Source organism: Paraciimarium castrense LEGE 11436 (genome assembly GCF_056633055.1).
The window spans coordinates 39195-52412 of the sequence record NZ_JBSJOW010000009.1 but is presented as its reverse complement, the minus strand read 5'-3'; the positions used below and the strand labels follow the sequence as shown (position 1 = coordinate 52412).

At 67.9% G+C, this 13218-nt stretch carries 13 protein-coding genes; 4 read left to right on the top strand and 9 right to left on the bottom strand.

The genetic code is table 11. The annotated features are described in order from the left end of the window. Positions 1-55: 55 nt before the first annotated feature. From ACWJIO_RS12900 to ACWJIO_RS12890, 3 genes are all read left to right on the top strand, one after another. Entirely contained in the window at positions 56-607 is a 552-nt protein-coding gene (locus ACWJIO_RS12900) for a hypothetical protein (protein ID WP_480314013.1), read from the top strand. Further along, positions 604-1677, top strand: a complete 1074-nt coding sequence (locus tag ACWJIO_RS12895; RefSeq protein WP_480314011.1) for a hypothetical protein — start codon at positions 604-606, stop codon at positions 1675-1677. Before ACWJIO_RS12900 ends, ACWJIO_RS12895 begins: the two co-directional genes overlap by 4 nt. 206 nt (positions 1678-1883) lie before the next feature. After that, positions 1884-2777 (top strand): hypothetical protein, encoded by an 894-nt coding sequence (locus tag ACWJIO_RS12890; protein WP_480314009.1) that lies wholly within the window; start codon positions 1884-1886, stop codon positions 2775-2777. 34 nt (positions 2778-2811) lie between these two features. On the opposite strand, the gene ACWJIO_RS12885 is transcribed toward ACWJIO_RS12890, so the two are convergent. From ACWJIO_RS12885 to ACWJIO_RS12870, 4 genes are read right to left on the bottom strand one after another with little or no spacing between them, the layout of a single operon-like run. After that, positions 2812-3702: a bile acid:sodium symporter family protein gene (locus ACWJIO_RS12885; protein WP_480314007.1), complete on the bottom strand. Its 891-nt coding sequence runs from the start codon at positions 3700-3702 to the stop codon at positions 2812-2814. Between the two features lie 5 nt (positions 3703-3707). After that, positions 3708-4094: a YidH family protein gene (locus ACWJIO_RS12880; protein WP_480314005.1), complete on the bottom strand. Its 387-nt coding sequence runs from the start codon at positions 4092-4094 to the stop codon at positions 3708-3710. 15 nt (positions 4095-4109) lie between these two features. Beyond that, on the bottom strand, positions 4110-4538 hold the full coding sequence (locus tag ACWJIO_RS12875) for a DUF1622 domain-containing protein (RefSeq protein ID WP_480314003.1): 429 nt from the start codon (positions 4536-4538) through the stop codon (positions 4110-4112). A gap of 3 nt (positions 4539-4541) precedes the next feature. Continuing rightward, entirely contained in the window at positions 4542-5465 is a 924-nt protein-coding gene (locus ACWJIO_RS12870; RefSeq protein ID WP_480314168.1) for a formylglycine-generating enzyme family protein, read from the bottom strand. A gap of 143 nt (positions 5466-5608) precedes the next feature. On the opposite strand from ACWJIO_RS12870, the gene ACWJIO_RS12865 reads away from it, so the two are divergent. Next, entirely contained in the window at positions 5609-7462 is a 1854-nt protein-coding gene (locus ACWJIO_RS12865) for a mechanosensitive ion channel family protein (RefSeq protein WP_480314001.1), read from the top strand. A gap of 30 nt (positions 7463-7492) precedes the next feature. Here the strand turns inward: ACWJIO_RS12865 and ACWJIO_RS12860 are convergent, their stop codons facing one another. The 5 genes from ACWJIO_RS12860 to ACWJIO_RS12840 all read right to left on the bottom strand — a co-directional run bounded on the left by ACWJIO_RS12860 (position 7493) and on the right by ACWJIO_RS12840 (position 13208). Further along, positions 7493-8995, bottom strand: a complete 1503-nt coding sequence (locus ACWJIO_RS12860; RefSeq protein WP_186699153.1) for an arylsulfatase — start codon at positions 8993-8995, stop codon at positions 7493-7495. 72 nt (positions 8996-9067) lie between these two features. Next, positions 9068-9934 (bottom strand): bile acid:sodium symporter, encoded by an 867-nt coding sequence (locus tag ACWJIO_RS12855; RefSeq protein ID WP_228009177.1) that lies wholly within the window; start codon positions 9932-9934, stop codon positions 9068-9070. Positions 9935-9991: 57 nt separating this feature from the next. After that, entirely contained in the window at positions 9992-11017 is a 1026-nt protein-coding gene (locus ACWJIO_RS12850; protein WP_480313998.1) for an HAD family hydrolase, read from the bottom strand. A gap of 41 nt (positions 11018-11058) precedes the next feature. Then, positions 11059-12753, bottom strand: a complete 1695-nt coding sequence (locus ACWJIO_RS12845) for a SulP family inorganic anion transporter (protein ID WP_480313997.1) — start codon at positions 12751-12753, stop codon at positions 11059-11061. A gap of 11 nt (positions 12754-12764) precedes the next feature. Further along, positions 12765-13208, bottom strand: a complete 444-nt coding sequence (locus tag ACWJIO_RS12840) for a Fur family transcriptional regulator (RefSeq protein WP_480314166.1) — start codon at positions 13206-13208, stop codon at positions 12765-12767. Between the last annotated feature and the right edge of the window lie 10 nt (positions 13209-13218).

Genomic DNA, 13218 nt, shown 5'->3' with positions numbered 1-13218 from the left:
CCCATCGTCGCCACGGTGGAGAGGTATCCCGCAATTCGCTGGGGATTGACCATTCATGCTCACCCGCACTCCTCGTCTGCACCGGAGCGCCCAGGGCCTCCTGGCCCGCATGGGACTCCTGGCCACGGTCGCCGTCGCCTCCACCTGGGCCGCCACCACAGTTCTGGGACTGTCACCGGCCAGGGCCGCTGAGGACACGCTCCTCTACCAACTCGAGACCACCTGCACGCTGCGGGGCGGGGCCGCCCAGCCCTGCAGCGTGGAAGCCATCGATGAGGCCAGTGGCGATGTCACCGTCTACCGCCACACGATCGGCAAGAGCGTCACCTCCATCAGGGTCACCGACAGCCCGCTGACCATGAGTGTGATGACCGCCGGCAGCCAGGACTGGGAGAACCTCAGCTCCGCAGGTGCCCGCTTCTCGACCAACACGATCTGCTTCAACGACCGCGACCTCTGCGTGGTGAACCCCAACTACCTCAACAGCGTGCGCGAGGAACGTCCCGAGTCCACCACGGGCCGCGACTTGGTGGTGGTGATGTTCGATGACAGCGGCCGCGTGGACCTCACCTGCTACGACGACGGCTGCGAGGGGGTGCTGGAATGAAACGCCCACGTTCGGCCTTCGGCCTGTTGCTGGCCGGCATCCTGGTGCTGCCCAACCTGCCTGCCCTGGCCAGCTTCGACGCTCCGAGCCCAGCGCGGCTTGAGTCGGGCTCCAGCGGCGAGCTGATAGCCCGCAAAGGTGGCGGTGGCGGCCACAAAGGCGGTGGAGGCCACAGAAGCGGCGGCCACAAAAGCGGGGGCCACCGCAGCGGAGGCAGCAAGCACCGGGCCTCCAAGGGACATGGCGGCTTCCAGTCCTCGGGCTCCAGTCTGAACAGGGGCTCCAAGAAGCCCAGTGGTGGCTGGAGCAAGAAGGCCAAGAGCAGCGGCGGCCCCTCCCTCAACCACGGCAAGAGCTCCAAGGCCAAGGGCAGCAAGGGCTCCGGCACCAATCGCAAGGCCAGCAACAACAACCGCGACCGCAACCGCACCACCGCCAGCAACGACCGCAACCGGAACGGCAACCGCGACGGCAACCGCAACCGCGACGGCAATCGTGACCGCAACCGCGACAATCGCGATGACCGGCGGGATCAACGGGGCGACCGGGCCGAAAACAGGCGCGACTGGAAAGATGACCGGCGCGACGATCGCTGGGACCGGCGCGACAACATCCGCGAAGACCGCTGGGATCGCCGCGACGACCGCTGGAACGACCGCTGGGATCGCTATCCCGGCTGGGCCCGGCCCGGCTGGGGCTACGCCCGGCCGTGGAACACCGGCTGGTACGGCGGCTGGTCCAGTCCCAGCTGGGGCTGGTGGGGCGCCAGTGCAGCCACCTGGGGGATCACCACCTTGGCCACGGCGGCGATCATCAACTCGGCCGTGGACAACGCGGTGAGCAACGAGACCACCTACATCGTGGTGCCCAACAGCGACTACCGGCTGCTGTACGGCACCGTGGAACCCGTGGGTGATCAATCGGTGTCGTTCGAGGCGATCAGCGGCGACAACTCGCTCACGATGCAGGCCGACTGCGACCGCGGCACCCTCAACGGCAGCACTCCCGACAGCGCCTCGGAAGCGGAACTGCTCAATGCCGCCTGCCAGGTGGCCTACGGGTCGGTCTGAGCTGTCAGGCCACAGCACGAACCTGCCGTCCTCAGGGCGGCAGATTTTTTTGTGGCCAAGCCCTCGCAAAACTTGGCATCAGCAGTGATCCCATGGCTCGTCAGGCCGCAGACACAGCTGGAATAGGCCATCGGCCCAGTCCTCCGGCTGGATGAGACAGTGGGACTCCTCAACATCGGCTGCGCGTGCGAGCCCCTTCCAGGACCATGGCGCCCTTCCCCTTTTGCCTGGCAGCAGGCCTCTGGGTCGCCTCCATGCTGGTGGGGGGTAACGCGGCCAGGGCCGAGGAGACGCTCCCCGATCCCGAGACCCCGCCCGCTGAGGCCGAGGAGCTGGCCGACAGTCCTGAACCCGAACCCGTTCCCGACTGGTCGGGCACCGTGGAGCTCTACGGCTTTGCGCCGCTGAAGACCACGGGCACCACCACCATCAATGGGTTCGAGAGCGATGTAGACCTCGATCTCGGCGACATCCTCTCCGCCCTGGACTGGGCCACCTTCGTGCGGGGAAGCGTGGAGCGGGGTCGCTGGGGCCTGCTCACGGATCTGAGCTACGTGAAGCTGGGCGCCCAGAACGGCAGAACCACCCCCCGGGGCCGCATCACCGCCAACACAGACATCAGCTCAACCCAGGGGATCTACGACCTCGCCGTGCGCTATCGCCTCGGTGATCCTGAATCGGCCTTGGCCAAACCCGGCAGCTACAGCCTGATCCCCTACATGGGGGTGCGGGTGATCGATGTGGGCCTGGATGTGCGGGCCCAACTGCGGGGCAACGGGCCCCGGCAGATCGTGCTGGGCGCCGAACGCTCGTTTGATCGCACCTGGGCCCAGCCGATGGCAGGGATCCAGGGCACCTATTTCCTCTCACCCAAGCTGCGGGCCTTCGCCCGGGCTGACATCGGCGGCTTCGATTTCAGCGGCGCCAAGAATGTCTCCGGCAATGCCCAGATCGGCCTGGGCTACGCGGTGGGGAACAACACAGACCTCACCTTGTCCTGGCGCTATCTCGGGCTGCAGTACGGCAATGGAGACACCCCCGCGAGTGGGTTCACGAGCTACCAGAACGGCATCGAGGCCGGGGTGAAGTTCTTCTTCTGAGCCCGATCCACTGGACCCTATCCGCCAACTCAGATCAGCTGGCTCCGGCCATCTCCCGTTTCTGCCAGCCGAGAAACAGGGTGGACACAATCACCGTGATCAGCACATAGGAAAGGACGCCCGGAATCAGTTCCGGCAGCACCTTGGCCGGCGCATAGGTGAGGGCCAGCTCCGCCGCCAGGCCGGTGTTGCGCATGCCGCTCACAAGTGCAACCGTGCGCCGCTCCACGGGATCGCGGCCCGCCAGGCCATAGCCGATGGCGAGGGCAAGCACGCTGAGGCCGGCCATGGCCGCCAGACCCACCAGGTTCTGCTGCAGGAACGGCAGCAGCTGGCGGGCGCTCAGCGCCAGCAGGGCGATCAGCACCAAGCCCAGCATCAGGGTGGCCAGCTTGGCGAGCACCGTGCTGCAGCGCTGGGCCAGACCAGGCCGCCACTGGGCCAGCAGCACGCCGGCCAGCACAGGCAGCACCTGCACCTTCAGCACCTGCACCGCCACGCCGATCGGCCTCACCTCCCAGCCGGTCACGTCCCAGCCATGGAGACGTGCACTCGCCTTGAACACGATCGCCATCAGGGGAATGGACACGGTCGCCAACAGCGCCGCGGCGATCTGCAGCCTCACCGCCAGCTCAGCGGTGCCGCCGCTGCTGCGCACCCGGAACAGGATCAGCGGTGCGCTGGGGCAGGCCAGCATCAGGGCCATGGCGGTCCAGGCGGGCCGTGAGAGCTGGGTGTACAGGGGTAGAAGCACCAGCGCCAAGCCGGCCAGGGGCACCAGCAGGCAGGTGCCGAGCACCACCCGCCAGACAAAGCCGGGCCGATCCCTGAGCAGCACGAAGGGGTAATCCTTCAGGCCCAGACCCAGGCTGAACATGAGTGTCACGATCGTGGCTGTGACCAGCAGTGCGGCGGATGGGGGCATGGGAGCTAGGCCACCACAGAGCCAGTGATCAGCAGAGTGAAGGCGGCAATGCCGATGATCGTGAGCGCAATGGCCGTCCACACGGTGATCGAGCGCTGATCCACGTACACGAAGTCGTCGCGGCGGATCAGCTTGAGGGTGTGCAGGTGCTGGCGGGTGGCGGCTGCCATCGCCAGGATGCCGGTGAGCACGAAGCCCATCGCCACCAGCCGCACACTCAGGCCGGCATGGCCACTGCCTTCGAAGCGGGTGCGGTTGATGGCGCCGATGATCTTGTCGAGGCCGAAACCAAAGCTGATCAGCGAGAGGCAGGTGCGAATCCAGGCCATCATCGTGCGTTCCGCCGCAGCCCGGTTGCGCTCCTTGGCCAGTTCGTTGTTGAGATTTCCCATGCTGTGGCTGGCCCCTTAGCCCGGAGTGGATGGTCTGCTGGGGATGGCCCCGCCTGTCGCTGAAGCAGCCGCCGTGCGGCTCAGCGCGTCCTCAAGTTTCTGCTCCGCCTCCACTTCCCTGGCCAGGAAGACGTTCAGGAAGGTCCGAATCACGGCCACCACAGCCAGTTGGATCAGATTTTCGTTGGAGGGGGCCGAGGTGGTGGCCACGATGTCGGCGGCGAGCTGAAACTCCAGCGCCAGCGACAGCCAGCTGCCGAAGGAGAGCCGCAAGCTGTTGAACGGACGGGGATGGCGGGAGGCGCCGCGGCGTTGCAGCCGCAGGGCCTGGCTCAGGGTCACCGCCAGCCCCACGGCCACGCACACCACCGACAGGCCCTCCAACAGCACCCGCAGGCCGTCAGCCAGCCCCCCAACCACGGCCTCAAGACCCAGGTGCTCCATCGCTCAGGCCCCCGCCACGCAGCGGAAGCCAAGATGACAGGTGGAGGTGTCGATCCCCTGGGCCATGCGGGCAGCGGGCCGGTAGCGGCGGCAGTAACTGGGAGCGCAGAGGAAGGAGCCGCCCTTCACCACCTTGCGGGGAATCGAGCCGTGCTGGGAGGTGATGTCGATGCTGGCCTCACGGCCCAGGCCGCGGGGATTCTCGATCGTGCAGCAACCGCCCGCGGCCTTGTGGGCCGACACCAGGGCGGCATGGTCGCCGTACCAGTCGTCGGTCCACTCCCACACGTTGCCGATCATGTCGAGCAAGCCGTAGCCGTTGGGAGGGAACGAACCCACCGGCGAAGTGCGCTCAAAGCCGTCCAGGCGGCTGTTGTGGTGGGGGAAGTCGCCCTGAAAGGTGTTGGCCATGGGGCGTCCACCGGGCTGGAGTTGATCGCCCCAGGCGAACTCCCAGCCCTCCTGGCCGCCCCGGGCGGCGCGCTCCCACTGGGCTTCGCTGGGCAGGGCCTTGCCGGCCCAGGTGGCATAGGCGAGGGCATCGGCATGGGCGATGTGCACCACCGGGTGGTGGTCGCGGCCCTTGATCGAACTGCCCGGACCCTCGGGGTGGCGCCAGCTGGCGCCGGCCACGTACTGCCACCAGCGGTAGGGATCGCCTGTGCTGATCGGGCCCGGAGGCGGCACGAACACGATCGAGGCGGGGGCCAGCAGCTCCGGCAAGGCATCGGGGTAGTCGGCAGGATCGGCGGGTCGCTCAGCCTCGGTGGTGTGGCCGGTGGCCTTCACGAACTTGAGGAACTGGGCATTGGTGACCGGCGCCCGATCGATCCAGAAGCCCTCCACCTGCACCCGGTGGGCCGGGGCTTCCTCGGGGTAGTGGGCATCGGAGCCCATGGTGAAGCTGCCCGCGGGGATCCACACCATGTCCCGCGCCGGCGGCCGGCCGGGCGAGCGCTGAGGAGCGGGTGCGGGCAGCGTGTTGGCAGTGGAAGGGGCCAAGCGGGAGCAGGGGCACTGCCCGCAGTGTGGGAACCGGAGCCGCGGAAGGCAACGCCCCAGGGGTGACCATGGAGCGACAGCGCTTCCACACGCCGCAGACCATGCTGGACACTCTGCTTCAGCTGACACGTCGTCGCCTGCCAGCCGCAGCGGTGGCCTTCGCCATGGGCCTGGCCACGGTCCTCAGCCTGGGGCCAGGCCTGACCATGGGGGCTACCGCCGCTCTGGATCTCGGCGAGAGCAGCAGAGGCGATGGGCCGCCCCCGCTGGCCAGCAAACAGTGGTGGGATCTGGACCGAGCCAGATCCTGCGGCCGGCTGAAGTGCAGCCAGGTGGTGAATCCCCACATTCCCCTCGGCCCCGGTGAACCGAAGATCACAGTGGCGGTGCTGGCCAGCGACGCCGAAGGGGGAGCGGCGGCGGCAGCGGCGCGGGTGGAGGCGCGGGCGACGGCCGTGGCGACCAGCTTGAAGCGGATCGCCTCCCTGCGGGAGAACCAGGTGGAGCCCGGTTCGGTCCGATCGAGCCGGCGGGGGGCAGGGTTCTGGCTGGACCGCCGCGGCAAGCCTCGCCATCCACTCACCCCCTCGCTGGCGGTGGGCGTTCAGAACCGCAGCCCGGTGATCTATCTCCCCGCTGACGAAGACAGGAACACGCCGCAGGTCACCCTGGTGACCCTGACCGGGCCCGACAGCATCGCCAACGGGCTGGACCGCGAGGCCCTCGCCCAGCAGTGGAAGGCGATCTTCGAGCGCACCCTGAGCGAAGCGCTCTGGGGGGCCAGTTTCGATCGGCACTTCCCCTGGGCTCGCTGGAGCGGTGCCCTGCTCACCCTGGTGCTCGGGTCGCTGGGCGTTGGGCTCAGTACCCGGGCCCTGGGGCAGCTGCGCCGGATCAGCCACAGCTGCGCCCAGGCCATGGAGGAGCTGAAATCGGCGCTGCCTGAGGTGGGACAGGACCTGCAGCTGCGCAGGCTGCAGCGGCTCGAGCAACGCCAGCGGCGCTCCCGCTTCCGCCTGAAGATCCTGCAGGTGGTCCGCATCGCCCTGGCGGTGATGGCGGTCACGATCACCCTGTTCATCTTCCCGGAAACACGACTGGCGGCGATGGCACTGCTGCAGCAATCGGCAGGGATTCCACTGATCTGGATCGGGGTGATCCTGCTGGAAGGGCTGCTGATCTGGGCCGTGATGCGGCGTCTGAATCGCTGGGCCGAAGAAGCCCAGATGGCCCAGCCCAATTCCCTGCGCCCCCAGATCCGCCTGGAGACCAATGCCCGGGTGATCCGGGGCGGCATCGTGATCGGCACCACACTCCTGGGCCTGTATTTCACGGTGCTGCTGTTCGGGATCAACCCCGAGGTGCTGGCTGGGGCAGGGATCGTGGCCGTGGCGGTGGGCTTTCTGGCCCGCGGCCTGGTGGAAGACCTGATCGGCGGCGTGCGCATCCTGGCCACAGACCGCTTTGCCATCGGTGATTCGATCGCCGTGAACGGCCACAGCGGCCTTGTGGAGGAAATGAACCTGGTGCAGACGCAACTGCGAGGGGCTCAGGGGGAGGTGATCACCATCCCCAACGGCATGATCCGGGTGAGCGAGAACCGCAGCAAGGAATGGTCGCGGATCAACTTCGAGATCGACATCGCCTGGGATAGTGATCTGGAGCAGGCCTGCGCGGTGCTGGAAGGGGTGGCCTGCGCGCTTGCGGAGGACCCGGCCTGGCAAGGGCAGATCCTCGAGCAGCCCTCCTTGCTGGGAGTGGACCGGCTCGACCAGAGCGGCGTGCGGCTCAAGCTCTGGATCCGCACCCTGCCCTTGAAGCAATGGGGAGTGGCCCGCGAATTGCGCCGGCGGCTCAAGGGCGCCTTCGATGCGGCGGGCATTGAGCCGGGCAGACCGCAGCAGGTGCTGCGGCGCCCGTGATGGCGTTGTCCCCCCGCTGGGGGGAGCAACTCAGGAATGCCCTGTGGTGCTGAGCATCTTCTCCATCACCTCCTCCAGCGAGAAACTGGCCGCCTTCTGACGGGGCGGGAACTCCTGGAAGGTGGCCAGGAAGCGGGCCACGTAGGTCTGGGCCGGCACCAGCATGAAGGCGTGGTCGAGCATCCAGTCCCAGTAGGTGTTGGAGGTGATGTCGGCCCGTTCGTAGGGGTCGGTCTTGAGGTTGAAGATCTTCGGCACCCGCAGGGCCGTGAAGGGTTCCGCCCACACCTGGAGGGTGCCGGTGGCCCGCTGCTCCATGAACACCATCTTCCAGTTGTCGTAGCGCAGACCGGTGAGGTCGCCGTCATCGGAGAAGTAGAAGAACTCCACCCGGGGACTCTTCTCGGTTTTGCCCGTCCAGTAGTCGAGCATGTTGTAGCCGTCGAGATGCACGTGGTAGTGGCGGCTGCCGGCCTGGTATCCGGCCTTGAGCTTCTCCTTGACCTCGGGCTCCCCGGCGGCGGCCACCAGGGTGGGAAGCCAGTCGAGATGGCTCACGATCTCGGTGAACAGGGTGCCGGGCGCAATTTTGCCCGGCCAGCGCACCAGGGCGGGCACGCGGTAGGCCCCTTCCCAGTTGGAGTTCTTCTCGTTGCGGAAGGGAGTCATGCCGGCGTCAGGCCAGCTGTTCATGTGGGGCCCGTTGTCGGTGCTGTACATCACGATCGTGTCATCGGTGACGCCCAGCTCGTCGAGCAGGTTGAGCATCTCGCCGATGCATTCGTCGTGATAGATCATCACGTCGTGGTACTCCGACTGCCAGCGACCGCTGCGGCCCAGATCCTGGGGTCGGGCATGGGTGCGGAAGTGCATGTGGGTGGTGTTGAACCACACGAAGAAGGGCTCACCGGAAGCCACCGCATCGCGGATGAAGCGCTTGGCCTCCTTCAGGAACTCCTCGTCGCAGGTTTCCATGCGCTTCTTGGTCAGCGGGCCGGTGTCCTCGATCCGTTGGCTGCCGTCAGGGTTGGCCCAGGAGTGCAGCACCCCCCGGGGGCCGAAATTCTTGCGGAAGTCGGGCAGCTCCTCCGCCGTGGGGTAGTCGCGCAGTTCCGGCTCCTCCTCAGCGTTGAGGTGGTAGAGGTTGCCGAAGAACTCGTCGAAGCCCTGGTTGGTGGGCAGGTGCTCGTCGCGGTCGCCGAAGTGGTTCTTGCCGAACTGGCCGGTGCGGTAGCCCAGCGGCTTCAGCAGCGAGGCGATGGTGGGATCCTCAGTGCTGTAGCCGAGCTCGGCGCCGGGCAGGCCCACCTTGCTGAGGCCGGTGCGGAACACGCTCTGCCCGGAGATGAAGGCCGCCCGGCCGGCGGTGCAGCTCTGTTCGGCGTAGTAGTGGATGAAGCGGCCGCCCTCGTTGGCGACGCGGTCGATGTTGGGGGTGTGGTAGCCCATCAGACCATCGCTGTAGCAACTGAGGTTGCTCTGGCCGATGTCGTCGCCCCAGAGGATGAGGATGTTGGGTTGGCCGTTCGGCATGGTGGGTTGGTGCTTGAACCTGCCCTGCATTCTGCGCGCTGCAGCCCCAGGGCTCATGAGCCGTTGCGGTTCTCAAACCCGCGCCAGCAGGCCCTTCTGCCAGCGCAGAAAGGGAGCCGACAGCAGCACGGTAACCAGCAGGTAAGCCAGCACGGCCAGCTTGATGGCGGGCATCCCAGCCCCGTAGGTGGTGGCAAACACCAGGGCCAGGCCGGGATTGCGCATCGAGGTGACCAGAGCCACGGTGAGGCTCTCCCCGGGCGCTGGACCAGCAGCCAGGGAACCGATCACGAGCGCCGTGGCCACCATGACCGCCATGAAACCCAGGGCCGGCAGGTTGGCCGCCACGAAGGGCAGCAACACAGGGCCAACCCTGATCAGCACCACCAGCACCAGCAGGAGGAACAGACCATTGGCCAGCTTGTTGAGGGGCCCCTCCAGCCGCTCCACCAGGCCCCGCCGCCAACGCCGCAGCAGCAGTCCGGCCAGCAGGGGCAGCACCTGGGCCAGGCTCACCTGCATGGCCACCTGCCTGGGGCCGATGTCCCAGCCCTCAATGCCGAACGAGGCCCGAAACAGATCGGCCAGCAGGGGAATCGACACAATCGCCGCCACCGCCGCGCAGGCCTGCAGCACTGCCGCCAGCTGGTGATCGCCCCCCTGCTTTCCTGCCTTGCGCAAGGTGAGCGGCGCACTCGGTGAAATGGCCATCAGGGCGATGCCGAAGCGCACTGGCGGCGAGAGGGCGGCGCTCAGCGGCAGCTTCAACAGCACCAGCGCCACCAGCGGCACCAGCACACAGGAGCCGATCAGCACCCGCAGCACCAAGGCGGGTCGGCGGCGGATCTGCCCCAGGGCCTGGGGCTGCAGGCCAAGCCCCAGGGCAAACATGATCGCGAACAGGGTGAGCCCGGGGAGGGCGGCCGCGAGCTGGGCCAAGGAAGGGAGTCTTGAGCAGGACCTGAACCTATGACCGCCGGCCCAGGCGCGGCTGCGTCAGGGGCACTCAGCCTCCAGAGGTCGGGCTGGAGGATCGGCAAACACCCGGGCCCAGTCGTCGCGCATCGACACCACCATCCAGCCCCTCCCGGGCGCTTCCTTGAGGGCCCGATCGAGGCGGCCAATGGGCGACGGGCTGTCGTAGGCCACCTCCCGCTCCGGGTCGTCGTGGTGCACGATCAGCCCCAGGCTCGCCCCAGGCTGGCTGGTGGTCCACTCCAGCATTTCGAAGTCGCCATCGGAATTGCCGAAGGCGGCAATGGGCTGACGGCCGATCACCTGCTCGATCATCACGGGCTTGATGGCCCCGTCATTGATCAGCTGCACCTCCGCCTGGCGGACGATCGTCGGCAGCCCGTCCTGGAGGGCAAAGCGGCTGGCCACGAACGAGCCGATCACCTGCTCGGGGGGAATGCCGTAGAGCTCCTCGCTCACGACCCGAACGAACTCCACGCCACCAGCGGAGACGATGTAGGTCTGGAAACCGTGGCTCCTCAGGTAGTCGAGCAACTCCCGCATCGGCTGGTAGGTGAGCGCGCGATAGGAACGCTTCCAGGTGGGATGGCAGGCGCTGGCGAACCAGTCGCCGACCAGCTCCCGGAACGCCTCGGCATCCATACCGGCATGGGTGAGGGCCACCAGCTCCAGCAGCTCTGGGATGCCCATGCTGGGCATCGCCTCAGCTTGACCGGCCGCAGCGGCTGCAGCGAGCACCGGATGGGCGGCCAGCTCAGGTTGCTGACTCACCAGCGTGCGGGCTCGATCGATGGCGAAGGCCAGCTGCACATACATCGGTTGCTCCGCCCAGAGCGTGCCGTCGTTGTCAAACACGGCGATGCGCTCCGCCGGCGCTACGTAGTCAGGGCCACCCGGTGTCGTCACCGCCGCCACGAACTGAAGGATGCGCTGGCGCGCAGCGCCCTCGTTCCAGGATGGCAGTGGTTGGATCTGGGCCGCAACTGGAACAGTCGGCAGCCAGTACAGCGGGACCAGCAGCAGGCCCGACACCAGGGAACGCCACATCCTTCGTGATCTCAGCACGGCTGGCGCCCATGATGCCCCCCTCAGGAGCCATCGCCGGCCTCGTGCTGCAGGAAGCGCTCCACGGCGTGCTCCACATTCAGGTGGAGCCGGCCCGGCCCGAGGCGGGCCCCAAGCTCGGAGCGGCGCACCACCTGCAGCACATCCGGATTCAGCCCGGCCATCCACAGCTCCGTGCCATCGCGGCGCAGCCGGCGCTCGGCCTCCACCAGGGCCTTGAGCGCCGAGTACTCCAGGTCGATCACCGCACTGCCGTCCAGCACCACCACCCTGGGCCGGCGCTGATGGATCCTTTGCCGCATGCGACCGGCCACGGCCTCCGCATTGGCGAAGAAGAGGCGGCCTTCGGGGTGGAGGATCAGCAGTCCCGGCCAGGTTTCGTCCTCAGGGTGCTGGGGCGAGACGGGGCGAAATCCATCCGTGCCGGGCTTGCGGCCCATCTCGTAGACGGCAGGGCTCACCTCCTGCTGCGCCAGGGACAGCAGCGACAGCACAACCGCCACCAGGATGCCCTTCAGGGTGCCGAGGAACACCACCCCCAGGAAGGCCACCACCGCCCAGCGAAACTCCTGGGCCCGCACGCGGCGAATCGCCAGGAATTCAGCCGGCGCGATCATCGCCAGCGCATAGGCGATCACCACCACGGCCAGGGCGGCCTGGGGCATCAGGGCGATCAGGGGCGCCAGCACCAGCAGGGTGGCCACGGTGGCCGCCGCCGTGACCAGCTCAGCCAGCTGGGTGCGGGCGCCGGCGTTGCGGTTCACGGCGGTCTGGGAGGTGCCACCGCCCGCCGCCATCGCTCCGAAGCAGGCCCCCAGCAGGTTGGCGGCGCCGAGGGCCAGCAGATCCTGATTGGCATCCGGCGCCGGTTCGCCCATCTCGCGGAAGGCCCGGGAGGCCGCGGCGCTCTCGGTGAAGCTCATCACGGCGATGCCGGCCGCGGCGGGCCACAGCTGGTTGGCGAGGGCGAGGGGGGCTGGGCCTCCGCTGTTGAGAAAGGGGAGTTGAAAGGCCGGCAGCCCACTGGGGATGGTCCCCACCACCTCCACGCCGCGCTCGGGCAGCCCCAGTACGGCGGTGAGCAGGATCGCCACCGCCACCAGCAGCAGGGGTGCCGGCAGGTGGGGCCAGCGGCGCTCGAGGCCAATCAGCAGGGCCACCAGCCCCAGGGAGAGAACCACGGTGGCCAGGGAGGCCTGGGGCAGCGCCGCCACCAGCGCCGCCAGATCCCGGAACAGACCCAGCTTGTCGATCGACACCCCCAGCAATTTGGGCAACTGGTCGACCACGATCACCACACCGATCGCGCTCTTGAACCCCACCAGCACCGACTCGGAGATGAAGCTGGCCACAAAACCCAGCCGCAACAGTGAGGCGGCCAGCAACATCAGCCCCACCAACAGGGCCAGCAGGCCGCTGCTCGCCAGGGCCTGGGCAGGATCCTGGGCCACACCGAGCCGGTCCAGCTCGCTGCCCACCAGGATCGCCAGGGTGGTGGTGGTGCTCACGCTCAGGGGCCTCGAGCTGCCCAGCAGCGCATACACCACCATCGGCACCAGGGCCGTGTAGAGCCCCACCTCCACCGGCAGGCCGGCGATGGTGGCGAAGGCCAGGGCCTTGGGCAGCACCACCGCCGCCGCGGTGAGGCCCGCCACCAGGTCGGGACGCAGCCACTCAGGCCTGTAGGAACGCAACCAGACAGGGAAGAGGAGGGCCAACGGGGCGGAGTTCAGGATTGTTCTGCGCAGCGGGGGCAGAGGGCCCGCACCGTAAGCACACAGTCGAGCAGACGAAAGGCGTGGGCCTTGGCCGCCTCGTCGCCAGCGGCCAGCACCGCGGTGTTCTCGAATTCCTCGGTGCGACCGCAGCGCACGCACACCAGGTGGTGGTGGTCACGGGTGGTGTCACCGGCCAGCTCAAAGCGCCGCCCCCCCTCGGGCAGTTCCAGCTCCTGCAGGCGGCCCATGGAACTCAGCAGCCTCAAGGTGCGGTACACCGTGGCCAGGGACACCCGCTCGCTTGCCCTCAGCAGGCGTTGATGCACCTCCTCGGCACTGAGGTGAGTGCCCTCGCCGATCTGCTCGAACAGCACCAGCACCCGCTGGCGCTGGGGGGTGAGCCGCTGGCCGCGGTCATGGAGGCTGTTGCGCAGGCCCTCGCTGGCGCTGAGCAGGCCTTCCGGG